The sequence below is a fragment of the Arthrobacter sp. TJ-236 genome (assembly GCF_058269235.1).
Window position 1 is genome coordinate 1,407,326 of the sequence record NZ_JBZCNI010000001.1, and the last position, 21,688, is coordinate 1,429,013.

Annotated in this window: 24 protein-coding genes; 10 read left to right on the plus strand and 14 right to left on the minus strand. The window is 70.5% G+C overall.

The window, feature by feature from the left end; all coding sequences use genetic code 11:
- Nucleotides 1–8: 8 nt before the first annotated feature.
- Entirely contained in the window at nucleotides 9–635 is a 627-nt protein-coding gene (yczE, locus tag AC4D16_RS06615; RefSeq protein WP_490954361.1) for a membrane protein YczE, read from the minus strand.
- Between the two features lie 61 nt (nucleotides 636–696).
- Here yczE and yczR point away from each other — a divergent pair, with 61 nt between their 5' ends.
- Nucleotides 697–2,112, plus strand: a complete 1,416-nt coding sequence (gene yczR / locus AC4D16_RS06620) for a MocR-like transcription factor YczR (protein ID WP_490954362.1) — start codon at nucleotides 697–699, stop codon at nucleotides 2,110–2,112.
- Nucleotides 2,113–2,170: 58 nt separating this feature from the next.
- Nucleotides 2,171–2,893, plus strand: coding sequence for an AAA family ATPase (locus AC4D16_RS06625; protein ID WP_490948175.1), 723 nt, complete (start codon nucleotides 2,171–2,173; stop codon nucleotides 2,891–2,893).
- A 430-nt stretch (nucleotides 2,894–3,323) separates the two neighbouring features.
- On the opposite strand, the gene AC4D16_RS06630 is transcribed toward AC4D16_RS06625, so the two are convergent.
- Nucleotides 3,324–3,866, minus strand: coding sequence for a septum formation family protein (locus AC4D16_RS06630; protein ID WP_490954363.1), 543 nt, complete (start codon nucleotides 3,864–3,866; stop codon nucleotides 3,324–3,326).
- Nucleotides 3,867–4,077: 211 nt separating this feature from the next.
- On the opposite strand from AC4D16_RS06630, the gene AC4D16_RS06635 reads away from it, so the two are divergent.
- Genes AC4D16_RS06635 through AC4D16_RS06645 form a run of 3 tightly spaced genes read left to right on the plus strand, consistent with a single transcriptional unit; the run spans nucleotide 4,078 to nucleotide 5,705 of the window.
- Nucleotides 4,078–4,479, plus strand: a complete 402-nt coding sequence (locus AC4D16_RS06635; RefSeq protein ID WP_490954364.1) for a hypothetical protein — start codon at nucleotides 4,078–4,080, stop codon at nucleotides 4,477–4,479.
- A 57-nt stretch (nucleotides 4,480–4,536) separates the two neighbouring features.
- Nucleotides 4,537–5,046, plus strand: coding sequence for a TetR/AcrR family transcriptional regulator (locus AC4D16_RS06640; protein ID WP_490954365.1), 510 nt, complete (start codon nucleotides 4,537–4,539; stop codon nucleotides 5,044–5,046).
- Nucleotides 5,043–5,705 (plus strand): GAP family protein, encoded by a 663-nt coding sequence (locus AC4D16_RS06645; protein ID WP_490954366.1) that lies wholly within the window; start codon nucleotides 5,043–5,045, stop codon nucleotides 5,703–5,705. The genes AC4D16_RS06640 and AC4D16_RS06645 overlap by 4 nt, the downstream gene beginning before the upstream one ends.
- Before the next feature lie 45 nt (nucleotides 5,706–5,750).
- Here the strand turns inward: AC4D16_RS06645 and AC4D16_RS06650 are convergent, their stop codons facing one another.
- The 3 genes from AC4D16_RS06650 to AC4D16_RS06660 form a co-directional block, all read right to left on the minus strand.
- A complete protein-coding gene (locus AC4D16_RS06650; protein WP_490954367.1) occupies nucleotides 5,751–8,366 on the minus strand; it encodes an excinuclease ABC subunit UvrA in 2,616 nt (871 codons plus the stop codon).
- 72 nt (nucleotides 8,367–8,438) lie between these two features.
- On the minus strand, nucleotides 8,439–9,074 hold the full coding sequence (locus AC4D16_RS06655) for an NAD(P)H-dependent oxidoreductase (protein WP_490954368.1): 636 nt from the start codon (nucleotides 9,072–9,074) through the stop codon (nucleotides 8,439–8,441).
- Between the two features lie 40 nt (nucleotides 9,075–9,114).
- Nucleotides 9,115–9,519, minus strand: coding sequence for a RidA family protein (locus AC4D16_RS06660; protein WP_490948169.1), 405 nt, complete (start codon nucleotides 9,517–9,519; stop codon nucleotides 9,115–9,117).
- Nucleotides 9,520–9,625: 106 nt separating this feature from the next.
- Between AC4D16_RS06660 and AC4D16_RS06665 the strand changes: the two genes are divergently transcribed.
- Together AC4D16_RS06665 and AC4D16_RS06670 are read left to right on the plus strand one after the other, a co-directional pair.
- Nucleotides 9,626–10,126, plus strand: coding sequence for a MarR family winged helix-turn-helix transcriptional regulator (locus AC4D16_RS06665; RefSeq protein WP_490954369.1), 501 nt, complete (start codon nucleotides 9,626–9,628; stop codon nucleotides 10,124–10,126).
- Nucleotides 10,127–10,222: 96 nt separating this feature from the next.
- Nucleotides 10,223–10,498 (plus strand): hypothetical protein, encoded by a 276-nt coding sequence (locus tag AC4D16_RS06670; protein ID WP_490954370.1) that lies wholly within the window; start codon nucleotides 10,223–10,225, stop codon nucleotides 10,496–10,498.
- Nucleotides 10,499–10,584: 86 nt separating this feature from the next.
- On the opposite strand, the gene AC4D16_RS06675 is transcribed toward AC4D16_RS06670, so the two are convergent.
- From AC4D16_RS06675 to pdhA, 3 genes are read right to left on the minus strand one after another with little or no spacing between them, the layout of a single operon-like run.
- Entirely contained in the window at nucleotides 10,585–12,084 is a 1,500-nt protein-coding gene (locus AC4D16_RS06675; RefSeq protein ID WP_490954371.1) for a dihydrolipoamide acetyltransferase family protein, read from the minus strand.
- Nucleotides 12,081–13,154, minus strand: a complete 1,074-nt coding sequence (locus tag AC4D16_RS06680; RefSeq protein WP_490954372.1) for an alpha-ketoacid dehydrogenase subunit beta — start codon at nucleotides 13,152–13,154, stop codon at nucleotides 12,081–12,083. Before AC4D16_RS06680 ends, AC4D16_RS06675 begins: the two co-directional genes overlap by 4 nt.
- On the minus strand, nucleotides 13,151–14,317 hold the full coding sequence (gene pdhA / locus AC4D16_RS06685; protein WP_490948762.1) for a pyruvate dehydrogenase (acetyl-transferring) E1 component subunit alpha: 1,167 nt from the start codon (nucleotides 14,315–14,317) through the stop codon (nucleotides 13,151–13,153). The genes AC4D16_RS06680 and pdhA overlap by 4 nt, the downstream gene beginning before the upstream one ends.
- 237 nt (nucleotides 14,318–14,554) lie before the next feature.
- Here pdhA and AC4D16_RS06690 point away from each other — a divergent pair, with 237 nt between their 5' ends.
- The 3 genes from AC4D16_RS06690 to AC4D16_RS06700 all read left to right on the plus strand — a co-directional run bounded on the left by AC4D16_RS06690 (nucleotide 14,555) and on the right by AC4D16_RS06700 (nucleotide 16,861).
- Entirely contained in the window at nucleotides 14,555–14,998 is a 444-nt protein-coding gene (locus tag AC4D16_RS06690) for an Lrp/AsnC family transcriptional regulator (protein WP_490948164.1), read from the plus strand.
- A gap of 109 nt (nucleotides 14,999–15,107) precedes the next feature.
- Nucleotides 15,108–16,202, plus strand: a complete 1,095-nt coding sequence (locus AC4D16_RS06695) for a hypothetical protein (RefSeq protein ID WP_490954373.1) — start codon at nucleotides 15,108–15,110, stop codon at nucleotides 16,200–16,202.
- A gap of 167 nt (nucleotides 16,203–16,369) precedes the next feature.
- The gene (locus AC4D16_RS06700) at nucleotides 16,370–16,861 is read left to right on the plus strand and encodes a pyridoxamine 5'-phosphate oxidase family protein (protein WP_490954374.1); all 492 of its coding nucleotides are present in this window, start codon (nucleotides 16,370–16,372) and stop codon (nucleotides 16,859–16,861) included.
- 83 nt (nucleotides 16,862–16,944) lie between these two features.
- Here the strand turns inward: AC4D16_RS06700 and AC4D16_RS06705 are convergent, their stop codons facing one another.
- From AC4D16_RS06705 to paaA, 6 genes are read right to left on the minus strand one after another with little or no spacing between them, the layout of a single operon-like run.
- Nucleotides 16,945–17,724, minus strand: coding sequence for an enoyl-CoA hydratase/isomerase family protein (locus AC4D16_RS06705; RefSeq protein ID WP_490954685.1), 780 nt, complete (start codon nucleotides 17,722–17,724; stop codon nucleotides 16,945–16,947).
- A 59-nt stretch (nucleotides 17,725–17,783) separates the two neighbouring features.
- The gene (paaE, locus tag AC4D16_RS06710; RefSeq protein WP_490954375.1) at nucleotides 17,784–18,914 is read right to left on the minus strand and encodes a 1,2-phenylacetyl-CoA epoxidase subunit PaaE; all 1,131 of its coding nucleotides are present in this window, start codon (nucleotides 18,912–18,914) and stop codon (nucleotides 17,784–17,786) included.
- A complete protein-coding gene (gene paaD, locus AC4D16_RS06715; RefSeq protein ID WP_490948160.1) occupies nucleotides 18,914–19,426 on the minus strand; it encodes a 1,2-phenylacetyl-CoA epoxidase subunit PaaD in 513 nt (170 codons plus the stop codon). Before paaD ends, paaE begins: the two co-directional genes overlap by 1 nt.
- The gene (gene paaC, locus AC4D16_RS06720) at nucleotides 19,420–20,244 is read right to left on the minus strand and encodes a 1,2-phenylacetyl-CoA epoxidase subunit PaaC (protein ID WP_490954376.1); all 825 of its coding nucleotides are present in this window, start codon (nucleotides 20,242–20,244) and stop codon (nucleotides 19,420–19,422) included. Before paaC ends, paaD begins: the two co-directional genes overlap by 7 nt.
- On the minus strand, nucleotides 20,241–20,588 hold the full coding sequence (gene paaB, locus AC4D16_RS06725) for a 1,2-phenylacetyl-CoA epoxidase subunit PaaB (RefSeq protein ID WP_490948158.1): 348 nt from the start codon (nucleotides 20,586–20,588) through the stop codon (nucleotides 20,241–20,243). The genes paaC and paaB overlap by 4 nt, the downstream gene beginning before the upstream one ends.
- Nucleotides 20,589–21,569, minus strand: coding sequence for a 1,2-phenylacetyl-CoA epoxidase subunit PaaA (paaA, locus tag AC4D16_RS06730; protein WP_490954377.1), 981 nt, complete (start codon nucleotides 21,567–21,569; stop codon nucleotides 20,589–20,591).
- Between the last annotated feature and the right edge of the window lie 119 nt (nucleotides 21,570–21,688).

Sequence of the window (21,688 nt, forward strand, 5' to 3'; positions counted from 1 at the left end):
CCCCCAGTCTAGGTGCCGGTCGCCACGGCATCAGGGGCGCTGCGGGGGCGTTCGGGAACGCGGAGGTACGGGAGGAAGACGTTGATCAGCGGCCCGATCAACAGCGCGAAGGCCACGGTCCCGAGGCCCACCGAGCCCCCGAGCAGCCAGCCGAGTGCCAGGACCGTCCCCTCGATGGCCGTGCGGACCACCCAGATCGGGACGCCGCAACGGGCGTGCAGGCCCGTCATCAGCCCGTCGCGCGGACCCGGACCCAGCCGGGCACCCAGGTAGAGGCCGGTCGCGACGGCGAGCAGCACGAGGCCTCCGACGAACAGCAGCACACGCGCCCACAGGGCGTCGGGTGCGCCGAGGACCGCCAGCCCCACCTCCGCGCTCGGGCCCACGAGCAGCGCGTTGAGCACCGTGCCCACGCCGGGCCGCTGACGCAGGGGGATCCAGAGCAGGAGCACGATCAGCCCGATGATGTTGGTCATGAACCCGAACGGGATGCCGGTCTGCAGCGAGCCGCCCTGCGCCAGGACGTCCCACGGGGAGACACCGAGGGTGGCGCGGATCATCATGGCGAGCGCGAGGCCGTAGAGGAACAGGCCCACGAACAATTGCAGCCAGCGCCGTACGCCGAGGAAGGTCATTGATCCAGTAGAGCCGGGAATTGGACTTACATCAAGATGCCAATCGTGGCATGGTGGCCCCATGATGGTTCTGAGCGCCCCGCGCCTCGCGGCCGAACTCGGTGCGTGGCGGACGGCCGGGCCCGGCTACGCCGCCCTCGCGGACCGCATCCGGCTGCTCGCCCTCGACGGCCGGCTGGGCCTCGGCACACGGTTGCCCGCCGAACGTGAGCTCGCCGGCCGGCTCGGGGTCAGCCGCACGCTCGTGGCGGCGGCCTACGCCCAGCTACGCGCCGCCGGGTACCTCGAGAGCACGCGCGGTTCGGGCAGCGTCGTCGCCATGCCCGGGCGGGGACCGGGTAGCGAGGACGACGACGGCGCGGCCGGCGTCGTCCTCGACTTCAGCAAGGCCGCGCTCCCCGCGGCACCCCAGGTGGGTGAGGCCGCCGGCGCGGCGGCCCGTGCGCTCCCGGCCTACCTCAACGGCGACGGGTACGACCTCTCGGGTCTCCCGAGACTGCGGCAGGCCCTCGCCGACCGGTACACGGCGCGCGGCGTACCGACCACCCCCGCCCAGATCATGGTGACGCTCGGGGCGCAGCACGCCATCTCGCTGCTCGCGCGGACCCTGCTGACGCGCGCGGACACCGCGCTGATCGAGGCACCGAGCTACCCGCACGCCTACGCGGCCCTGCGGTCCGCGAGCAGGCGGCTCGTGCCCGTGACCGTCGATGCGCGGCGCGGGTGGGACGACGACGGCCTCGCACAGGTGTTCCGGCGCGCCCGGCCCACGCTGGCGTACGTCATGCCGGACTTCCACAACCCCACCGGCGCCGTGATGCCCCCCGCGCAGCGCGAGCGCCTCATGGCCGCGGCTGGAGCGGAGGCCACCCTGGTGGTCGCGGACGAGACCATGGCGGAGTTGAGGATCGACGGCGCGCCCGAGCTGCCGCTGGCCGCCTACGGCCCCGCCGTGCTCATCGGTTCCATGGGCAAGACGGTGTGGGGCGGCCTGCGCATCGGGTGGATCAGGGCGGAGGAAGCGCTCATCCAGAGGCTCGTCCACTCGCGGTACGCGCACGATCTCGGGACGCCCATCCTCGAGCAGCTGATCGCCCTCGAGCTGCTCGGCACCTACGACCAGCTGCTCCGGCTCCGTGCCGCACAGCTGGGATCGGGGCGGGCACTGCTCGAGACCCTCCTCGGCGCGGCGCTGCCGTCGTGGGACGTCCCGCGGGTGGACGGCGGCCTGTGCACCTGGGTGCACCTCGGGAGTCCGGTCAGTTCGCAGCTCGCGCTCGCGGCACGGGACAGGGGCCTGCTGCTCGGCGCAGGCCCCCGCTTCGGCCCCGGCGGGGTGTTCGAGCGGTTCCTCCGCGTGCCGTTCAGCTACCCGGAGGAGGACACCCGGCGGGCGGTCGGCGTCCTCGCCGAGGCCTGGGCCTCGGTGGAACCGTCGGCCCGCGTGCAGGAGGAGTTCACGCCGGCGCTGGTCTGAGCGGGGTGGGGGCGCAGCGTGCTTCGCCGTTCGGGCTCCTCGAGGGCACACTGTCCGCATGGCCTTCGAGCGCTTCCCGATCCGACGGGTGACCGAGCACCCCGAGCATCCCCTCGCCCGTCGCAGCTGGCCGGCGACCCTCGCGCCGGTCGCCTCGATCCTCGACCACGGCCTCGACCTCGGACCCGCCACCGTCCTCGTGGGTGAGAACGGCTCGGGCAAGTCCACCATCATCGAGGCCATCGCCCTGGCGTACGGGCTGTCCCCCGAGGGCGGGTCGACGGGCGCGCAGCACACCACCCGTGCCTCCGAGTCGGTCCTCGCCGATCACCTCCAGCTGGTGCGGAATGCCGGCACCACCCGCCGCGGGTACTTCCTGCGGGCCGAGACCATGCACGGCTTCTTCAGCTACCTCGAATCGAACCCCAGCATGAGCCGACCGGACGCCGCCTTCCACGAGATGTCCCACGGCGAATCGTTCCTCGAACTCGTGGTCGACAGGTTCCGCGGGCCCGGGCTGTGGGTCCTCGACGAACCGGAGTCGGCGCTGTCCTTCTCCGGATGCCTCGCGTTGCTCGGGGTCCTCAAGGAACTCGTGGCGTCCGGGACGTCCCAGGTGATCCTGTCCACACACTCGCCCCTCCTCGCGGCGTTGCCACAGGCGAGGATCCTCGAGGTGGGCAGCTGGGGGCTGCGACCGCGACGGTGGGAGGACCTCGACCTCGTCACCGCCTGGCAGGCCTTCCTCACCTCACCCGAGCGGTACCTCAGGCACCTGTAGCGCATCGGGCGGATGGCGGACCGTCGCGCAGGGAGAGCTAGCGCACCATCCGGGCGTCGGTGATGGACGAAGCCGTGGTGCTCCGCCAGCACGTACAGGGTGAACAGCTGCCGCTCCCAGGGAGGCTGATGACCCTCCGCGGCGGGGCTCGGTGCCGACATCGCGAACCCGACGAGGCCGCCGTCGTGCTCCGCGACCCGCAGGGACCACTCCTCCCGCGGCGCCCCGAGCATGCGCGTCCACATGTCGACGCGCCCCTGCAGGTGCGCCTCGTCGAAGTAGTCCGTCGGCAGCAGGTGCCCGTAAGCCTCCCGCCACGTGGACACGTGCACCTCGGCGATCCGCGTGGCGTCCGCGGGGACGGGTGTCCGGAGCACGATGGGCGTGCCCTGGCGTCGGCTCAGCTCATGGTGGGACCGCATGGGCCCGGCTAGCGCGCGGCTCCCGCGAGGGACCCCACCAGCGGTGCTTCGTCCTCCGTGTGCACCATGCAGAGGATCTGCCGGTCGCCCATCGACGACCACCCCTCCTCGGTGGGTGACAGAGCCGTGAAGTACAGCTCTGATTCGTCGTAGGACAACCCGACGAAGGCCTCGAACTCGGTCGCGCAGAACGCATCGGCCGCGTCGGCGACCGAGGCATCGCCGGGGAAGTCGCCGTCAGGCAGCGTCGACTCTGCGTAGGCTTCGAAGACGTGGTCCTCCTGACAGGGGACGGCGGTCACCTCGCTGACGCCGACCCGTTCGCCGGACGCGGCGGCCTCAGCCTGATCGGGAGGCGCTAGCGTCGACGTGCAGTCCCCTACCTCGAGGGACAGGACGTTGGTCTCCGCTTCGGTGACGATCTCACCGGCCTGGTTGCGATCGGGCGCCGGGAGGTCGCGACTGAGCAACGAACACCCTGAGGTGCCGAGAAGGAGCACTCCCGTCACCACGCCGATACCGAGCCGGACACCTGCAGTCTTCTTGATCACCCTTGCGCTCCCCCACCGTCACGGCGCTGCTGATGCGATGCCGACTGAGGAGATCATAGGGGTGGCGTGAGCACATCGGCGTGATGACGCTCGAGAACCCTACGGCTTCATGCTCACGGTGCCGCATCGACGACGGAGGTTCACGGGATGGCCCCACCCTAACGAGCACGCCGATCGGGCGCCGCCGCCACGCGCCGTGACAGAGTGACGCATGACCGCTCTGCGCCGCACCCTGCCGGGCATCTTCTCCTTCGTGGTGTCCTTCCTCGCCGGAGTGGCTTTCGTCGCCGGCTCCGCAGTCCCCTCGACGTACATCGCCGCCCACGCGACCTCGGCGCTCCTCGGGCTCGCCGCTCCGGTCGGGTTCCTCCTCATCGGCAGGGCTGTGGGTCATCGGTTCGACGTCGTGAAGATCGGCGCGGTGATCCTCGCTCTGGGGAGCCTTCCGATCCTGATCGCCAACGGCCTGTACCTCTCATGGGGATCATCCGACGCGAGCGCCGGGGACATCGGCGGGTTCGCCCTCCTGCTCCTCGGGTGGATCGCGCTCCTCGTCACGTCCGTGGCCGGTGCCGTCGGACTCCCTGCCGCGCGCCCGGAGCTCGATACCTGAGGAAGTGACTCACCTGCAGGCCGACCAGTCGGTCGGTTCTCCTGATACTCTTCCCTCATGTCCCATCGCGAACGCATCCTCGACACCGCGCGGACGCTCACCCTGAGCGCCGGCACCATCCCCTCCCTCGATGCCATCGCCGCTGCGGCCGGCGTCTCGAAGGGCGGTCTCATGCACCACTTCCGGAGCCGGGCCGCGCTCGTCGAAGGTCTCGCCGAGCAGATGATCACGATGATGGACGGCGCCCTGGCGGCAGCCGTCGAGGACCACCGCGTCGTCGAGACCTGGCTCCGCCTGTCGATGTCGCGGGAGGAGGCGGATCTGTACCGGGCCCTCCTGCTGGCGTTCACCGACCTGGGTTCCTCGACGGGCGATCTCCTCGGCGAGGCGGCCGCTGCATCCGCGCGGTGGGAGCGACTCCTCGAGGCCGAGCTCGGCGATCCGGTGGCGGCGTCGGCGGTGCGCCTGCTCGGGGACGGGCTCGTCATGAACGCGGTGACCGGTGAGACGGTGCCGTCCGTCGAGGCCCTCCTCGTCTGGATCGGCACGAAGGGCGGTGCGGCATGACCGCCGGGCTGCTCGCCGTGATCGCGGGCCTGGCCCTGGCCGACTCGTTCAACCCGGCCACCATCGTGGCCATCACCCTGATCCTGCTGACGGTACCCACCCGCCCGGTACCCGCCGCGCTCGCCTTCGTCGTGGGCGCCATGAGCACCGTCTTCATCCTCGGCGCCGTCATCTTCCTCGCCGCGGGAGCAGCGGCCGACGCCGTGGGGGACGGTCTGGTGTGGCTGCGCCGGATCGTGTTCGTCATCGCGGCGGTGACACTCTTCATCGCCGGGTTCCGCCGCCTCAGGGAGCGCGAGCGCAAGGGCATCACCCTGCCCTCGTGGTTCGGCGTGGGCACGGCACTGCCGCTCGGCGTCATCATGACGGGCGCGGACCTCCCCAACGCCTTCCCCTACTTCATCGCGATCGAGCGGATGGTCGACGCCGACACCTCGACGGGCACGGGGCTGCTCGTCCTCGCCGGGTACGCCGTGGTGTACTGCGTGCCCTGCCTGATCCTGCTCGCGCTCGGCATGGCGCACGGCGACACAGTGCGAGCCCGGCTGCAGAAGGTCTACGAGCGCTTCTCGACGGGCACGGTGAAACGCTCCGTACCCGCCGCGCTGGGCCTGTTCCTGCTCGCACTGGGTGTCCTCAGCATCGCCCTCCTGCCCTGATCGACGCAGCCCGTCGGTCCGGGACGAGTTCTCTCCCGCGCTGGATCAGGCCTCGAGCACGGCCCCCTGCCGGCGCCCGGTGAGATGTGCTGCGAGGTACGGCGCCGTGACGCTCGTCCCCTGATCGAGCCGTGCGACGTCCTCCGGGGTGCCCGTCGCGACGATGGACCCTCCCGCCGAACCACCGCCCGGTCCGAGGTCGATCACCCAGTCCGCTCCCGCCACCACGGACATGGTGTGCTCCACGACCACGACGGTGTTGCCCGCCTCCACGAGCGTGCGCAGCTGCGCCAGGAGCAGCACGACGTCGGCCGGGTGCAGACCCGTGGTCGGCTCGTCGAGCAGGTACAGCGTGTGGCCACGCCGCGCGCGCTGCAGTTCGGTGGCCAGCTTGATGCGCTGGGCCTCCCCGCCGGACAGCTCCGTGGCCGGTTGGCCGAGCCGGAGGTAACCCAGCCCCACCTCGCGGAGCGTGTGAAGGGAGCGTGCCGCCGCGGGCACGTCGGCGAGGAACCCGGCGGCGTTGTCGACCGTCATGGCGAGCACGTCGGCGATGCTCCTCCCCTCCAGCGTGACCGCCAGCGTCTCCTCGTTGTAGCGCGCCCCGTGGCAGGTGGGGCACGGACCATAGCTGCCGGGGAGGAAGAGTAGTTCGACGGACACGAATCCCTCGCCCTGGCACGTCTCGCATCGCCCGCCCTGCACGTTGAAGGAGAAGCGCCCGGCACCGAATCCCCTGGTCCTCGCCTCGTCCGTCGCAGCGAAGGCCTTCCGGACGGCGTCGAAGAGCCCGGTGTACGTCGCGAGGTTCGAGCGGGGCGTCCGCCCGATCGGCTTCTGGTTGACGCTGACCAGCCGGTCCACGGCCTCGAGCCCGCTGATCCCGGCGACCGGTGGCCCGACCACGCCGTCCCGCTCGCCGTCGTCGTCGATTTCCTCCGGGGTGTCGTTGCGCACGTGGGCGCCCACGGCCTCGGCCAGGACGGTACTGACGAGGGTCGACTTCCCCGACCCGGACACCCCGGTGACCGCCGTCAGCACGCCCACCGGGATCTCGGCGTCGAGCCCGGCGAGATTGTGGCGGTGGATGCCGGTCAGGCGCAGCCACCCGGCGGGCGGGCGGGGTGGGGGCGTCCTGCCACCACCGGGTCCGCTGCCGGCCGGTCCTGCCCCCTCGAGGAAAGGTGCGGTCTTCGAGGCGGGAACATCGGCGAGGCCTTCGACCGGCCCGCTGTAGAGGACCGTGCCGCCGCCCTCGCCCGCACCTGGTCCCACGTCCACGATCCAGTCGGCATGACGCACCACGTCCATGTTGTGCTCGACGACGAAGACCGAGTTCCCGGCATCCTTCAGTTCTTCGAGCACGGCCAGGAGCGGCTCGACGTCGGCCGGGTGCAACCCCGCGGACGGCTCGTCGAGCACGTAGACCACGCCGAACAGGCCCGAGCGCAGCTGGGTGGCGATCCGCAGCCGCTGCATCTCGCCGGGCGACAGCGTGGGGGTGGCACGGCCGAGACTCAGGTACCCCAGGCCGAGGTCCACCAGCGTGCCGAGCCGCTGCACGAGGTCCCCGCTGATGGTCACCGAGACCTCGGTCCCCTCGCCCGAGGTCCAGGACCGGTGGGCGGTGGACGGGTGCTCCAGCGTCGCCGCCGGTTCGAGGTGCGTTGCGAGCTCCGCCAGCGGGAGCGCGTTGGCGGCGGCGATCGAGAGGCCGGCGAAGGTCACCGCGAGTGCTTCGGGCCGCAGGCCGCTCCCACCGCAGACACCACACGGCCCGGATTCCATGAAGGGCAGCACGCGATCGCGCATCTGAGGGCTCTTGGAATCGTGGAGGGTGTGCAGGACGTAGCTCTTCGCACTCCAGAAACGTCCCTTGTAGGGCTTGGCCACGCGGTCACGCTGCGGGGTCACCTCGACCACCGGCTGCTCCTCGGTGAACAGGAGCCAGGTCCGGGATTCCTCGGGCAACTCGCGCCACGGGACGTCGATGTCATGACCGAGTTCGCTGACGACGTCGCGCAGGTTCTTCCCCTGCCAGGCGCCCGGCCAGGCGGCGATGGCGCCCTCGCGGATACTGAGCGACGGGTCCGGCACGAGGGACTGCTCCGTGACGTCGCGCGCGATCCCGAGGCCGTGGCAGCGCGGGCAGGCGCCGGCCGCCGTGTTCGGCGAGAAGGCATCCGACTCCAGCCGGCCGGCGGCGTCGGCCGGGTAGGTGCCGGCTCGGGAGTAGAGCATGCGGAGGGAGTTGGAGAGGGTGGTCAGCGTGCCGACGGTCGAGCGGGCGCTCGGAGTGCCGCGCCGCTGCTGGAGGGCGACGGCGGGCGGCAGTCCCGTGATCGAGGCGACGTGCGGCGTGTGGCCCTGCTGGATCAGCCGCCGCGCGTACGGCGCCACGGACTCGAGATAGCGGCGCTGGGCCTCGGCGTAGATGGTGCCGAAGGCGAGGGAGGACTTGCCCGAGCCGGAGACTCCCGTGAAGGCGACCACGGCGTCCCGCGGGCAGTCGACGTCCACCCCGCGCAGATTGTTCTCGGTGGCGCCGATGACCCGGACGAAGCCGGGTCGGGTGGTCGGGGTGCCGGAGGGGACTGTTTCGGAGGACTCGATCACCGATACAACCCTAGGGTCCGCGGGGCGCCGGTGTCGCCACGGCATCGAGCACCCCCTCCCCGGCGCCTCCCGATGGGCTGGCGGGTCACGGCGCCGCGGCGGTCGGTGGAGGGCACCTCACCCGAGTCCGATCCGTCGCCCCTCCCTGGACACCTGCCCCTGCTCCTGCCCCTGCATGATCGAGGCCGCGACGCGGCCCGTGGCTGCAGCGACGGAGGCGTCGAGGGCGCTCCTGTCGGCGGACTCGGACTCGTGGACGAAAGCTGTGGTCCCGTGGCGCATGCCGCAGAAGCCGATGATGCCCTGCTCCACCTGCGTGGTGAACGACGTCGCGTACCCGTGCCGTGTGAACGACTCCTCGGCCGTTCCCGTCAAGGGGATCAGATGCATGGTCAGATGCTGGAGCCGCGGCTGCACCCTGCCGCCGTCGTCGTCGAACGCCCATCCGGCGATGAAGATCCGGTCGATCCATCCCTTGAGGAGCGCCGGCATGGACCACCAGTACACCGGGAAGACGAGCACCACGTCCGTGACGGCGTCGAGCCGTTCCTGCTCGCGCAGGACGGAAGGATGGCGCTGCCCCACCCCGCGGTACAGGTCCCGGTCCTCGGCTGTGAAGCGGGGGTCGAAGTGCTCCTGGGCCAGGTGCGCGAACCGAGGGTGCTGCCCTTCGAAGAACGCACCGAGACGGGCTGCGACATGGTGCGTCAGGGATTCCGGATCGGGGTGGGCCGTGACGATCAGGACGGTCACGGAGTCTCCCCATCCGCCGACCGGGCGGGCAGCAGGCGCGTCATGCGATGACCGCCGTGACTTCGGCCTCGATCAGGATCCCCGGCTCGAAGAGGATGTCGACCCCGATGAGTGCAGCGGGAACCGTCGGCATGCCGAACTCCTCCCGAGCCCTGTCCATGCCCTCGGTGAAGGCGTCGTACATCTCCGGCTTCCACCCCGCGGCGTACCACGTCACGCGGACCACGTCGTCGAAGGTTGCTCCCGCAGCGGCGAGGGACTTCGCCACGTTGCGGTGCACCTGGACGATCTGACCTGCAAGGTCACGCGGCGCAACCAGGTTGCCCTCCTCGTCCCACGCCACCTGCCCGGCGATGTGGACCTGTCGCGAGCCGGTCGCCACGGACACGTGATGGTACAGAGGGACCGAGATGTGATTCTCCGGATTGATCAGGGTGACGGGCATGATGTGTCCTTCGGTGGGATGGCGATCGAACAATAAGTTCAAGCGTGAAGTCATCGTAGCAGAATCACTTCACGCGTGAAGTGAAAGCCGTCGATACGATGACTCCATGGCTTCCTCCCCGAGCGTCCACCCCCGCGGCAGTGCGCCGGGACCCGTCGCCTGGCTGTCCCCCGACGAGAAGGAGGCCTGGACCGGGCTGGTGTCGCTGGTGCTCCTCATGCCGGGGCGCCTCGAGGCGCCGCTGCAGCAGGACGCCGGGCTGACCCTCTTCGACTACCTGACCCTCAGCCACATCTCCGAGACACCGCATCACGAGATCCGCATGAGTGAGCTCGCGTACCTCGCGAACGGGTCCCTGTCCCGTCTGTCCAACGTGGTCAAGCGCTTCGAACAGCGGGGATGGGCAACCCGGTCGTCCGACCCGTCGGATGGGCGGTACACCCTCGTGGCCCTCACCGAGGCGGGGTTCGATGTCGTGGTGGCGGCAGCGCCGACACACGTCCGGGCCGTCAGGGAGACCGTCCTCGACCCCCTCGACGAGGACGACCAGCGCGCGCTCGCCGTGATCGCCCGGAAGCTACGTACCCGCCCGGAGGACCTGGCGTGATCGGCGGATCATAGATCGCGCCGTCCTCGAGCGGAACCACCGGCCGGCACCAGCCACGTCGTCGCGACCGTTCCTACGCGTTCCTACGCAGGAGTGATGGCCGACATCAACGGAGAGTTCCCGACACTGGACGATCCCACTCCCGACAACGACGCCCTGCCGCGGCCGTCGCCACGGACGTACGGCACGTTCGACGACCACGTGGACGACGACGCCCTGGCGCTCGCGACCGAGCGCGAGGAAGTGGCCCTGGGCCTGAAGGACTACGTCCCGGACGACGTCCCCGACGCCACGGATCCGCTGCCCCCGGAAGCGGCCCCGGAAGCCGACCTCGCCCAGCGCGGGCTCCTCGGCATTCCGGACGAGTCCTGAGAGACGCCTGACAGCGGCCGGCGACCTGCGGAGCGCCGGGCGCCGGGCGCACTGCCGACGGACCGTGCCGGCGGCCGACCGTATGGTTACAGGTCGGCGACGAGGGCTCCCGGGTTCTCGATCGCGTCCGCGACGAAGCGCAGGAAGCCGCCCGCCGTGCCGCCGTCGCACACCCGGTGGTCGAAGGCGAGCGTGAGCTCGGTGACCTTGCGCACCGCGAGCTGTCCGTCCACCACCCACGGCCGATCGATGATGCGCCCCACGCCGAGGATCGCCGACTCCGGGTAGTTGATGATCGCCGCGCTGCCGTCCACGCCGAACACGCCGTAGTTGTTCAGCGTGAACGTCCCGGAGGAGAGCTCCGACGGCGTGGCGCGCCCCTCGCGCGCCAGCACCGCGAGGCGGCGGATCTCGGCGTCGAGCTGCCTCGCACTCATCGTGTCCGCCCGGCGGACGCTCGGGACCACGAGGCCGCGGTCGGTCTGCGCCGCGATGCCGAGGTTCACGCCGTCCACCCGCACCTGCTCCTGCGTGCCGTCCTCGCGCGTCACGATCCGGCTGTTCAGCTCGGGATACCGGGCAAGGCCGGCGACGACGAAGCGCGCCACGAAGGCCAGGAGGCTCGGCGTGGCGTCCGGCGCGGCACGCTTGAGGCTCGCGCGGAGGTCTACGAGGGCGGTGGCGTCGACGTCGACCCACACCGTCGCTTCCGGGATCTCCCGGCGGCTCCGCGTCATGGCGTCGGCGATGGTCCGGCGGACCCCGCGGAGCGGCGTTCGCTCCGTGATGGCGAGCCCGGAGCGTGCATCCGTCCCGGCGTCCGACGTCGTCGGCACAGGCGCGGCGTCCACCATGCTCACGGCTGCTGCCGGGGGCGCGGTCGCCGGTTCCTCAGCACCCGCCTGGACCTGCCGGGACGCGAGCGCCTGTTCGACGTCGCGCCGGAGGATGAGCCCTTTCTCCCCCGTGCCCGCGATGTCCGTGAGCCGTACGCCGTTGTCGCGCGCGAGCTTCCGGACGAGCGGGGACACGCAGATCGGCGCCACGGCGTCCTTCGACACCACGGCGACGGAGGCGACCGGCACTCCGCCGGAACGGGCCGATGCCTTGCGTGCGCGTGTCCGGCCACCCGTCAGCCCACCGGGCGTCCCGTACCCGATGAGCACGTTGCCGGAACCGGTGTCGGAAGCCGCAGCGGCCGCCGTGTCCCCGGACGTCGCCGCGGTCGGGACTCCGGCGTCCTCGCGCAGCTCGGCGGCGGCGACGGCCAGCGTGGCGACCTCCCCGGGTACAGTCGAGGCGTCAGGCACCTCTGAGTCGGCCCCTTCGGGCCGCACGGAGAGGAACGGCGCTCCGACATCGAGCACCTCGCCCGGCTTACCGTGCAGCACGGCCACCACCCCGGCGAAGGGCGACGGCACTTCGACGATCGACTTCGCGGTCTCGACCTCCGCGATGGGCTGGTCGACCACCACGACGTCCCCCTCGGCCACGAGCCAGGAGACGAGCTCGGCCTCCGTGAGGCCCTCCCCCAGATCCGGGAGCGCGAACACCTGCAACTGCGGCGAGACGGCGGGTGCGCTCACGGCTGGTCCTCCCACTGGAGGTCGTCCACGGCGTCGAGGATCCGGTCCACGCTCGGCAGGTAGAAGTGCTCGAGCTTCGGCGACGGGTACGGGATGTCGAACCCGGTGACGCGCAGCACCGGCGCGGCCAGCGAGTGGAAGCAGCGTTCCTGCACGCGCGCCACGATCTCCGAGGCCACGGAGGCGAAGCCCGGCGCCTCGGCGACGACGACGGCCCTGCCGGTCCGCCGCACGCTCTCGCACACGGTCTCGTCGTCGAACGGGACGATGGACCGGAGGTCGATGACCTCGAGGGACCGGCCCTCCTCGGCGGCGGCGGCCGCGGCGGCGAGCGCCGTCGGGACGGACGGACCGTAGGTGATCAGCGTGGCGTCGGTCCCGGCGCGGGCGACGACGGCGCGGCCGATCCGCTTGGGCGCCTGGCCGTCGTCGTACGTGCGCCGGAGTTCCTCGAGGTCCACCTCCTCCTTGGACCAGTACAGCTTCTTGGGCTCGAGGAAGACCACGGGGTCCGGTGACGCGATGGCCTCGCGCAGCATGAAGTAGGCGTCGCGGACCGTGGCCGGAGCGAGGACCGTGAGGCCGGGGGTGTGCGCGTAGTAGGCCTCGGAGGAATCGCAGTGGTGCTCCACCCCACCGATCCCGCCGGCGTAGGGGATCCGGATGACCATCGGCAGGCGCACCTTGCCTTTCGTCCGGTTCGCCATCTTCGCGACATGGCTGACCACCTGCTCGAAGGCGGGGTAGGCGAAGGCGTCGAACTGCATCTCGACCACCGGCGTCATGCCGTTCATGGCCATACCCACGGCCATGCCCATGATGCCGGCCTCGGCGAGCGGAGTGTCGAAGCAGCGTTCCTCGCCGAAGCGGGCGGTGAGACCGTCGGTGATGCGGAAGACCCCGCCGAGCGGCCCCACGTCCTCACCGAACATGAGAACGGTGGCGTCGGCCTCCATGGCGTCGGCGAGCGCGGCGTTGAGCGCCTTGGCGAAGGTGGCGGTGGCCCGCTTCACGGGCGCCGCCTGCTGGCCTTCGGGGGCCGCGACGGGTGCGTCGGTGATCTGGGTCATCGCTGGTCCTCCCCGGCGGCTTCGTTCCCGGTGGAGCCGTCGCCGGGATGCGACGCGAGGCCGTCCCGGCTCAGTTCCTCGCGCAGCTGCTCGGCCTGCTCACGCAACTGGGTGGTCTTCTCGTTGAAGACGTACTCGAAGAGTTCTGCCGGATTCACGTGGACCTCCGTGTTGAGACCCGCGCGGATGGTCGCCGCCACGGCGTCCGCTGCGTCGGCGAGCTGCTGCTCGCCGTCGTCGGTCAGTAGGTCGAGGCTACGCAGGTAGGTGCGCATGCGCGTGATCGGGTCCTTCGGCACCCACCGCTCCACGTCGTCGGCCGTGCGGTAGCGCGTGGCGTCGTCCGCGTTCGTGTGTGCCTGCATGCGGTACGTGTGCGCCTCGATGAGCGAGGGGCCGCCGCCGTCGCGCGCGCGGTCCACGGCGGCTCCGAGCACGGCGAGCAGCGCGGCGAGATCGTTGCCGTCCACGCGCTCCCCCGGCATGCCGTAGCCGATCGCCTTGTGCGCGAGGCTGGGCGCCACGCTCTGGTGCTTGAGCGGCACGGAGATGGCGAACTCGTTGTTCTGGATGAAGAACACCACGGGCACGTGGAACACTGCGGCGAAGTTGAGCGCCTCGTGGAAGTCGCCCTCGCTGGTGGCGCCGTCGCCGCACATCGCGAGGACCACCGTGGGCTCTCCGCGCAGCTTCGCGGCATGCGCGACGCCGACGGCGTGGAGCAGCTGGGTGGCCAGCGGTGTCGCCTGAGTGGCCACGCGGTGCTCGTAGGGGTCGTACCCGCCGTGCCAGTCACCGCGCAGGAGGGTGAGGACTTCCAGCGGGTCGACGCCGCGCGTGATCACCGCGACCGTGTCGCGGTACGTGGGGAACAGCCAATCCTCGTCGTCGAGGACGACGGCGGCTGCCACCTGGCACGCCTCCTGACCGTGGGACGAGGGGTACACGGCCATGCGCCCCTGGCGGACGAGCGCGTTGGCCTGGTCGTTCACGCGGCGGCCGGTGACGAGCCGGGCGTACGCGCTGAGCAGGAGGTCGCCGTCGGGCAGGGAGTAGTGCTCGTCCGGGACGTGGGTGCCCTCCGGGGACACCAGCTGGACGGGTTCCGCGGACGGCAGGAGTGCGCCGGCGGATGATGCATCCCGGCCTCTCGATCCGCCCATCAGGCTCCCGCGGCCTTCGTTGGTTGCCGTGCTCATCCTGCCTCCGTCGTCCACCGCTGAAGCGGCACTCTCAAGGCGCCGGGGTCGAATCCGACGCTGGATGCTGTGTTGCTCCAGTATGGGCAACTGAGCCGTTCGTATCCACGGATCGGCCCTAGTGTGGATGTTCGTGCGCGAAGCGCCGTATTCTGTGGACAAAAGCTCGATGTGACGCGCATTACGTGAGGAAGTGTTCCGATGACCGAGGGGCCGCTCGACGACGTCGACCGACGCATCCTGGCCGAGCTCACCAGGGACGGCCGGCAGTCCGTGACGTCGGTCGCCGAGAACGTCCACATCAGCCGCGCGCACGCCTACTCGCGCATCGCCCGGCTCACCGAGACGGGTGTGCTCACGCGCTTCACCGCCATCATCGATCCGACCAAGGCGGGGCTCCGCTCCTCCGCCTACGTGACGCTCAAGGTCCGCCAGCACTCGTGGCGCGAACTGCGCGAGGTCCTCCGGGCCATACCGGAGGTGCATCACATCGCGCTCGTCGGCGGGGACTTCGACGTGATCCTCCTGGTACGTGCCCGCGACAACGTGGACCTTCGGCGCGTCATCTTCGACCAGCTGCAGTCCATGCCCGGCGTCCTCGACACGCAGACCTTCCTCGTCTTCGAGGACCTCGACACCCGCTGATACCGACCCGCTCCGGCGGTCCCCATTATGCAGCGGAGCGGCGGGCTGCATAATGCAGAGGGCGGAGGCTCAGCTCCGCCGTAGCGCGAGAGTTCTCGATGGGGGAACCATGACGAACGACGCATCACCGGGCGGCACCGACAGTACCGAGCACGACGACTCCCGCCGCGGAGTCCCGCCGATCCCGCCCGGGCCCCTCAGCGGTCAGCAGCACTCCGATGGGTCCCCGGAGCGGACCGGCCCCGTCCCGGCTTTCGCTGCGCCGGACCCGCATGCGCCGCCGACCGGTCCGCGGTCGTCGCCGTCGATGCCACCGCCCGCCGGTCCCGGCTCCTTCGCGTCGGCGCCCGGGCAGCAGGGCTCCTACCCCACCGGCCCCGGGCAGCCGGGCTCCTACCCGATGGGAGCCGGCCAGCAGGGCTCCTACCCGATGGGAGCCGGCCAGCAGGGGCCGTACCCGATGGGACCCCCGCCGCGGAAGGGCGGCCTGCCGGTCTGGGGCTGGGTCCTGATCAGTGTGGGCGTGGTCGTCGTCGGCTTCATCGGGCTGATCGTCACGCTGTTCTTCATAGGCCTGGCAGCGAGCAGTACGCCGTCCTCCTCCGGCTCCGATCCCGTTCCCGCTCCCACCGAGATCGCCATCCCCGAATTCACCGACGACGCCGGTGCCGGGACGGCGATCGACGTCCCCGAGGTGCAACCGCTGGACGTCGCGACGACCTTCACCAAGGCGCCCTCGTGGGGGCTTCCGCCGGACCCGTGGACGATCGACGAATCACCCGTGGAGGGCATCTTCTACTTCAGTAACGACAATGGATGCAGCATGGAGCTCGAGCAGTCCATCATCGAGCCCGTGGAGGGCTTCGACGACCTGACGAGCGACGCCACGGCGAGCCAGAGCTACCTGACCCTCCTGCTCGAATACTTCGCGGAACTCGAGGGCGGCACCGCCGAGGGGACGCCCGGCTCGGTGCCCGTGAGCATCAATTTCGCGGGCGGACCGACCATGGATCTCGCGACCAGCACGCTGCCGGGGCTGACGCTCGACGGCCAGACCGGCGTGCGACTGATCGCCACCCGCGCCATGCCCGTCAACGGCGGCGTCGTGAGCACGATCATCACGTGCCCGCAGTCCGTCCTCGACGCCGAACCTGCCTACTTCGAGCAGGCCGTCGCCCAGCTGTACATCCTGCCGACGCCGTAGGTCACACCTGACGTCCGATCAGTCACGAGCGTGTGAGCTGCCCTCGGCCGCCACGGCGGAGGGCGCCTCGATCCGTGCGCGCGAAAGTGCGGCAACTATGCTCGGGCGATGGGTACCGTCTTCGATTCCATCGACAGCCGTCTGAGGTCCTGATCGAGGAACAGCCCGTGTGGTTCGTTGCCACCGCACCTTCGGGCACGGATGAGCACGTCAACGTGTCGCCCCGGGGCCACGATTCGTTCTCCGTCCTCGGGCCCGGCCGCGTGGGCTGGGTCGACTACACGGGCAGCGGCATCGAGACGATCGCGCACATCCGGGAGAACGGACGGGTCTGCATCATGTTCACCTCCTTCGACAAGCGACCCCGCATCGTCAGGCTCCACGGGCGAGGAACCGTGTTCCTTCCCGGGACAGCTGGGTTCGACGACGTCGTAGCGCTGCATCCGGAGCATCCGAGTACGCGGGCGGTGATCACGGTCGATATCAGCCGGATCAGCGACACCTGTGGATGGGGAGTGCCTGTCATGAAGGTCGAGGGTGAACGCGACCTCTTGCGTCTGCAGGCAGAGAAGCTGGGTTCCGACGGCCTTGCCGACTACCGCCAGCGGCGGAATGCGGAGAGCATCGACGGCCTGCCCGGCTTCCCGGTCGTCCCCTAGCCGGGAATGGACGTGGAAGCAGGCACTCCTCTTCGCCGTCGTGACCGGTCATGGGGCCCGAGAAGGGCTGCCGTCGGCCTGAGTCAGCGGCCGAAACGCGGCGCCCGCTTCTCCCTGAATGCCTCGAGGCCTTCGCGGTAGTCCTCGGACGCCCCGAGCACGCCCTGGACGTCGTTCTCGCCCCTGATCGCCTCCCACAGGCCGAGGCGTTCGTCGCGGATCCGGCCCACGAGCTGCTTCGACGCGACGAGGGACAGCAGCGGTCCGCTCGCGGCCCGTGCGGCCTTCGTACGCGTGAACCCGAGCAGGTCGGCGGCGGGGACGGCCCGGCTGAACAGACCGCCTGCCACCGCCTCCGCACCGGTCATGAGGTCCCCGGTGTACATGAGGTCGAGCGCGCGGTGCGAGCCGAGCCGGTCGGTGAACAGCGAGTGTCCACCGGAATCCAGCACCAGCCCGAGGTTCGCGAACGGCGAGCCGATCTTCGCATCCTCGGCGACGTAGACGACGTCGGTGGCGATGAGCAGGCCGAGGCCCACACCAAGGCAGGCACCCTGCGCCGCCGCGAAGGTCGGCGCGGGGAATTCGGCCATCTTCCTCAGCAGCGGCGTCAGAGTCACGTCGAGGAACGCGTAGGCGTCGTCGTCCTCGAAGGTGATGGCACCGAGGTTGCGGCCCGCGCAGAACGCGCGCCCCTCGCCGCGCAGCACCAGGGCGCGGACGGTGCCCTCGCGCACGCCCGCTGCGGCGTCGTCGTACGCGGCGGCGAGATCATCGAGCGCCTGGACGTCCACGGCGTTGAGCCGGTACGGAGCGTCCAACACCACCTCGGCGATGCCGTCGGCGATGGTCAGACGCACCATCGAGGGAGCCGGATCGGCGGGCGCGACCGACGGCGGGGTTTCTGCGGGCACGGGTACTCCTAGGCGTCGTAGTCGACGGCGACGGCGTCGCTCGTCGGGTGGGCCTGGCACGTGAGCACGTAGCCGTTCGCCACCTCGTCGGGCTCGAGGGCGTAGTTCTCCACCATGTCCACCGTGCCCTCGACCACCTTGGCACGGCAGGTGCCGCACACTCCCCCTGCGCATGCGAAGGGCACGTCGGGCCGTACGCGGAGCGCGGCGTTCAGGATGGATTCGCGCGCATGGGTGGGGCTCTGGACGGAACCTCGGAGACCGTCGAGGTTGAAGGAGATGGTGTAGTTCTCACCGGCCTCGGCCTGCGCGACCGGACGCCCCACGCTCCCCTCGGGACGCGTGGGCTCACCGGTGGTGAACAGCTCGAAGCGGATCTTCTCGGCCGGGACGCCGCGTTCGGCGAGCGAGTCCCGGCACAGCTGCACCAAGTCGAAGGGCCCGCAGAGGAACCACTCGTCCACGTCCTCCGTGGAGATGACCGTGCCGAGCAGCATCTCCAGCTTCTCGGCGTCGATCCGCCCGGTGAGCAGGGGCGAGATGCGCTGCTCACGGGACAGCACGTGGTGCAGGGCGAAGCGGGCGGGGAAGCGGTCCTTGAGGTCGGCGAGTTCCTCGAGGAACATCACGTCCATGGCTGCTCGGTTCGCGTAGACGAGGTCGAAGCGCACGTTCGGCCCGCTCGCGAGCATCGACCGGGCGATCGAGATGACGGGGGTGATGCCGGACCCGGCGGCCACCGCGACGAGCGAGACGGCCTGTTGCCCCGCCGTCGTGCGCGGCGTGAACTGGCCGAGCGGGCTCATCACGTCGAGGGTGTCCCCGGCCTTCAGCGATTCGTTGGCCCAGGTGGAGAAGACGCCCCCGAGGTCACGCTTGACGGCCACCCGCAGCTCGCCGGGACGCGGGTCGGCGCAGATCGAGTAGCTGCGCCGCACCTCCTTCGGCTCGCCGTCGACATCGAGCGTGGTCCGGAGCGCCACGTACTGGCCGGGCAGGTAGTCGTACTTCTCCTGGAGCTCGGCGGGGACGTCGAGCGTGACCTCGACGGCGTCCTCGGTCAGGCGGCGCACCTCGCGCACCGTGAGGCGGTTGAACGCGCTCCTCCGCTGAGTGGAGGGGGCGAGGACGACGGCCATCAGTGCACCTTGAAGTAGTCGAAGGGTTCCCGGCAGTCGTTGCAGACGTACAGGGCCTTGCAGGAGGTGGAGCCGAAGCGCGTCATCTCGCGGGTGTTCAGGGACGCGCACTGCGGGCACTTGACGCTGAGCCCGATGCGCACGGGACCGGCCGTGGTGAGGCCCGAGGGCGGCGCGATGCCGTACTCGGCGAGCTTCGCCTTGCCGTCCTCGCTCATCCAGTCCGTGGTCCAAGCAGGTGAGAGGACGAGGCGGACGGCGACCTCGCAGTAGCCGGCGCCCGTGAGCGCCGCGGTGACGTCGTCGCGGATGGCGTCCATGGCGGGGCAGCCGGAATACGTCGGAGTGATGGTCACGAGGACCTGTCCGTCCTCGGACACGTGGGCGTCACGCAGGATGCCGAGGTCCTCGATGGTGAGCACGGGGATCTCCGGATCGCAGACCGTCGCGGCGATGTCCCAGGCCGCGGCGTCCACGGCGGAGGACGGCCGGAGGTCCATGACGGTCACCATGACGCCCCGGGATGCTCGCGGGCGAGGACCTGGAGCTCGGCCAGGATGTAGCCGAGATGCTCGCTGTGACGGCCGAACCGCCCGCCGCCCACGGCACCGGGCACCTGCGGGACGTCCAGCTCGGCCTCGGCCAGCACGGCCTGCACCGCGGCGTCGAAGGGCTCACGGAGGCTGCTCGGGCGCACCGCGGCGTCGCCGAGCTTATCGAGCAGCGGGTGGTCGGTGAAGAGCTCCTCGACGTACGGCCAGGTGAGCCTGAGCCCGGCGATCATCCTGCGGCGCGACTCCTCGGTGCCCTGGCCGAGGCGGAGGATCCACTGGATGCTGTGGTCCCGGTGGTAGTCCACCTCCTTGACCGCCTTGGCGGCGATCGCGGCGAGCGTCGGATCGCTCGAGCGCACCAGGCGCGAGTAGAGCTCCCACTGGTAGAGCGCGACGACGAACTGGCGCGCGATGGTGCGGGCGAAGTCCCCGTTGGGCTGCTCCACGAGATGCACCGAGCGGAACTCCGGCTCCCGGCGGAAGTAGGCGAGATCGTCCTCGGTCTTGTCCCAGGCCTGGCCGGCGTAGGTCAGGAAGGACCTCGCGTGCCCGATCTGGTCGAGCGCGATGTTCGCGAGCGCCACATCCTCCTCGAGCTCGGGGGCACGGGAGATCCACCAGCCGAGGCGCTGGGCGAGGATCAGGGCGTCGTCCCCGAGCCACAGTGCGTACTGCGCGACGGCGTCGGTCGGCTTCGCCTCGAGCAGTGCGATGTCCTCGGGACGGAGCGCGTTGCCCGGGGTGATGCGGGTGGCGCTGGCGTTGGCCTCGCTCACAGGTGCTTCACCCCCTCGCTCTTGGTGTAGTACGTGGCGTGACGGTAGTCCTTGCCCTGCGGGGACTCGAAGAACTGGTCCTTGGAGTCGGGGTCGCTCGTGATGATCGCGGTCGCCGGCACCACCCACAGGCTGATGCCCTCGTTGCGGCGGGTGTACAGGTCACGGGCGTTCCGCAGGGCCATCTGCGCATCCGGTGCGTGGAGCGACCCGGCGTGCACGTGCGAGAGTCCGCGCGAGGACCGCACGAAGACCTCCCACAGGGGCCAGGCCGCGCGCGGCGCGCGGGGGCCCGACGACGGTGCTGTGGCGCCGTCGTCGCCCGTGGTCGATCCGCCGGTCACCTACGCCGCCTGCGCGTGCTTGAGAGCCTGCTTCTCGGCGTAGGCCGCGGCGGCCTCACGCACCCAGGCACCGTCCTCGTGCGCTTCGCGACGCCGTTCGAGGCGCTGCGCGTTGCAGGGTCCGCGGCCGGCGAGGACCTCCTTGAACTCGTTCCAGTCCAGGGGTCCGTGCTCCCAGCGGCCGGTCTCGTCGTTGAAGCGGACGTCCTTGTCCGGCAGTTCGAGCCCGAGCACGGCGATCTGCTCCACCATCATGCCGACGAAGCGTGCGCGCAGCTCGTCATTGGAGTGGCGCTTGATCTTCCACTCCATGGACTTCTGCGAGTTGGGTGAGTCCTCGTCCGGCGGGCCGAACATCATGAGCGACGGCGCGTACCAGCGGTTGACGGCGTCCTGTGCCATGGCCCGCTGTTCGGGGGTGCCGTTGGCCAGTTCGAGCAGGATCTCGAAGCCCTGCCGCTGGTGGAAGGACTCCTCCTTGCAGATGCGCACCATCGCCCGGCCGTAGGGTCCGTAGGACGCACGGCACAGCGGCACCTGGTTGCAGATGGCGGCGCCGTCGACGAGCCAGCCGATGGCACCGATGTCCGCCCACGTCAGGACCGGGTAGTTGAAGATGCTGGAGTAGCGAGCCTTGCCGGCGATGAGGTCCTCGGTCATCTGGTCACGTGAGGTGCCGAGCGTCTCCGCCGCCGAGTAGAGGTAGAGACCGTGGCCTGCTTCGTCCTGCACCTTGGCCATGAGGACGGCCTTGCGCTTCAGGGACGGCGCCCGGGTGATCCAGTTGGCCTCGGGCTGCATGCCGATGATCTCGGAGTGCGCGTGCTGGGAGATCTGCCGCGTCAGGGATTTCCGGTAGTCCGCGGGCATCCAGTCGCGCGGCTCGATCCGGGAGTCCTGCGCGATCAGTTCCGTGAAGAGACGCTCGCCGTCGGCGTCGTGGTCCGCGCGGGTTCCCGCGTCGATCGCTGTCGTCGTCATGGTGCTACCTCGCTGATCTCGACGGCGCGGCTATTTACCGACCGTTCGTTCAGTATAGGGAGGGGCGGGAGTGGCAGTCAACGGTCCGGCGGCCCTGACGGGGGCATACTGACCGAACG

What these genes read in the sequence shown, in the direction of transcription:
- yczE (WP_490954361.1), bottom strand. Translation starts at nt 635, where the DNA reads ATGACCTTCCTCGGCGTACGGCGCTGGCTGCAATTGTTCGTGGGCCTG.
- yczR (WP_490954362.1), top strand. Translation starts at nt 697, where the DNA reads ATGATGGTTCTGAGCGCCCCGCGCCTCGCGGCCGAACTCGGTGCGTGG.
- AC4D16_RS06625 (WP_490948175.1), top strand. Translation starts at nt 2,171, where the DNA reads ATGGCCTTCGAGCGCTTCCCGATCCGACGGGTGACCGAGCACCCCGAG.
- AC4D16_RS06635 (WP_490954364.1), top strand. Translation starts at nt 4,078, where the DNA reads ATGACCGCTCTGCGCCGCACCCTGCCGGGCATCTTCTCCTTCGTGGTG.
- AC4D16_RS06640 (WP_490954365.1), top strand. Translation starts at nt 4,537, where the DNA reads ATGTCCCATCGCGAACGCATCCTCGACACCGCGCGGACGCTCACCCTG.
- AC4D16_RS06645 (WP_490954366.1), top strand. Translation starts at nt 5,043, where the DNA reads ATGACCGCCGGGCTGCTCGCCGTGATCGCGGGCCTGGCCCTGGCCGAC.
- AC4D16_RS06650 (WP_490954367.1), bottom strand. Translation starts at nt 8,366, where the DNA reads ATGCCGTGGCGACACCGGCGCCCCGCGGACCCTAGGGTTGTATCGGTG.
- AC4D16_RS06660 (WP_490948169.1), bottom strand. Translation starts at nt 9,519, where the DNA reads ATGCCCGTCACCCTGATCAATCCGGAGAATCACATCTCGGTCCCTCTG.
- AC4D16_RS06665 (WP_490954369.1), top strand. Translation starts at nt 9,626, where the DNA reads ATGGCTTCCTCCCCGAGCGTCCACCCCCGCGGCAGTGCGCCGGGACCC.
- AC4D16_RS06670 (WP_490954370.1), top strand. Translation starts at nt 10,223, where the DNA reads ATGGCCGACATCAACGGAGAGTTCCCGACACTGGACGATCCCACTCCC.
- AC4D16_RS06680 (WP_490954372.1), bottom strand. Translation starts at nt 13,154, where the DNA reads ATGACCCAGATCACCGACGCACCCGTCGCGGCCCCCGAAGGCCAGCAG.
- pdhA (WP_490948762.1), bottom strand. Translation starts at nt 14,317, where the DNA reads ATGGGCGGATCGAGAGGCCGGGATGCATCATCCGCCGGCGCACTCCTG.
- AC4D16_RS06690 (WP_490948164.1), top strand. Translation starts at nt 14,555, where the DNA reads ATGACCGAGGGGCCGCTCGACGACGTCGACCGACGCATCCTGGCCGAG.
- AC4D16_RS06695 (WP_490954373.1), top strand. Translation starts at nt 15,108, where the DNA reads ATGACGAACGACGCATCACCGGGCGGCACCGACAGTACCGAGCACGAC.
- AC4D16_RS06705 (WP_490954685.1), bottom strand. Translation starts at nt 17,724, where the DNA reads ATGGTGCGTCTGACCATCGCCGACGGCATCGCCGAGGTGGTGTTGGAC.
- paaE (WP_490954375.1), bottom strand. Translation starts at nt 18,914, where the DNA reads ATGGCCGTCGTCCTCGCCCCCTCCACTCAGCGGAGGAGCGCGTTCAAC.
- paaD (WP_490948160.1), bottom strand. Translation starts at nt 19,426, where the DNA reads ATGGTGACCGTCATGGACCTCCGGCCGTCCTCCGCCGTGGACGCCGCG.
- paaA (WP_490954377.1), bottom strand. Translation starts at nt 21,569, where the DNA reads ATGACGACGACAGCGATCGACGCGGGAACCCGCGCGGACCACGACGCC.